Annotated in this window: 2 protein-coding genes; both read right to left on the bottom strand. The window is 65.2% G+C overall.

Annotated elements, in window-relative coordinates; all coding sequences use genetic code 11:
• Positions 1-345: MBL fold metallo-hydrolase (locus ACESMD_RS04985; RefSeq protein WP_372610911.1), on the bottom strand; the 345-nt coding region annotated here is incomplete at its 3' end.
• Between the two features lie 81 nt (positions 346-426).
• Positions 427-1,785 (bottom strand): Wzz/FepE/Etk N-terminal domain-containing protein (locus ACESMD_RS04980; protein WP_372610909.1); only part of this gene is annotated, 1,359 nt, incomplete at its 5' end.

Genomic DNA, 1,785 nt, shown 5'->3' with positions numbered 1-1,785 from the left:
GTCGCGGGTGAAGCCGATCTTCAGGGCGTCTTCGATGACCAGCGGCAGAAGCCGCGCCGAGGGCACCGAGCAGAGGATCGGCCCCTGGTAACCCGCGGCCAGCAGATAGGGCAGCCGGCCGATATGGTCGATGTGCACATGAGTGGCGATCAGCGCCAGCACGTCGTCCACCGGGAAGCTGACCTTATGCTGCTCGAGGCTGCCCAGGAAGGGGTCGGCGTCCTCGCCCTGGAAGAGGCCACAATCCACCAGCAGCGCGCGATCCTCGCTGATCTGCAGGCGGTGGCAACTACCGGTGACGCCGGTGTGGCCGCCATGGTGGCTGAGGTGGGGGAACTGACTCATGGAATGCTCATGGCATGGGTTGGTTAGCGCCTAGCGGCCAGATCATCGTGGGAAAGTGCCCCTCAAAAAATAACGAGTTGTTCAGGCGTTCTTCTGAAATCGATAGCGGCGCAGGCTGCCGGCGAACCGGGCAATAAAGACCATCATCACACCAAGCATGCCCCCGAGCACAAGGGAGAGCGCGAGGATCAGCAGGTGCCGCGGCGAATCCGCGGAGGTGGGCTCGTAGGCCCAGTGGATTACCTCGGCGACCTCTATGTCGTCGGCCTGGATGAGGTTGGCCTGGAGCAGCGTATTCTCTTCCCGCAGTGCATTGTACTCCTCGATGAACGGCGAGTGCTCGTCGCGGGCCTCGAGGGCCTCGATCTGCCGGTTCTGCTCGCGCTGGCGGATACGCTTCTCGATCTCGCGGATCTCGGCGGTCTTGACCTGCTGGCCAAGGTCGGCCTCGATGACCTCGCGCTCGGCACGCAGCGTCTGGGTGCCCATGAAGTACAGCGGCAGGCTGCCCTGGGCGTTGATCTCGGCGTAGACGATGTCGTTATCGCCGCCCTGGCGGCCCAAGTCGCGCGGGGTGGTCGGCCGTTCGATACCCAGTCGCTCAGCGATTCGTTCGGCCTCTGCCAGCAGGCGGACGCGCTCTTGGCGTTCATCGATCACCGCCTGCCGCTCGGCCTCCAACTGGTCGCGGAGCTCGGCCAGGGCGATGCGGTCGTCCTCCTGGAGCCGCGTGATGTTCGCGGCCACCTCCTCGTCGTAAGCCTCGAGGTGGGCCGCCATGCGCGACTCGTTGCGCGCGACGATGCCGTCGACCGCACGCTCGGCGCGCCCCGCCAGGGTCTGGGCCAGGTCGCGCTCGGCCCAACGATAGTAGCCGTTGAGCAGGGCGGGCCCAGACCCTGGCGATTGGCTGTAGCTCAGCGCCAGGCCGTAGCGGCTGCCATCATCGCCGGGGCGAGCATCATCGCCGGGGCGAGCTAGCGAGAGGTTGTCGAAAAAGAAGCGCCGTTGGCGCACACTTAGGTCGACGGCGGCGTCGACATCATCCATGGCGTCGATGAGCCGTTCGCGCCCGGCCTCGTTCTCCTCCATGAAGCGGCTGAAGTGCTCGTAACTGGCGAGCCGCTGGCCAAGCTCCGCGGCCACGCCGGCCGGGGAATAGTCCACGCCAGGCATGCCGTCCAGGGCGCGCAGGCCATCTTCTGCTGTGGGGGTGAAACTGAGGTCGGTGCTGTAGGTGGAGACGCTCAAGGCCAAATAGCCCAGCGCGGCCGTAAGGGTGGCCACGATGGCACCTAGGATCCAGTACCAGCCTTCGATCAACATCAGTGCCAGGTCGCGAAGATCGATCTCATCATCCTGATAGCTAGCGTGTTGCGGCTCTTCCTTGTTCATCCAGGTCACTCGTTGCTGAAAGGCGTCCAGGCACGCTACCGCCCG

Source organism: Halomonas sp., from assembly GCF_041689495.1.
In the GTDB taxonomy this organism is placed as follows: Bacteria; Pseudomonadota; Gammaproteobacteria; order Pseudomonadales; family Halomonadaceae; genus Halomonas.
The sequence above is the reverse complement of the archived record's forward strand: the minus strand, read 5'-3'. Positions and strand labels throughout refer to the sequence as shown.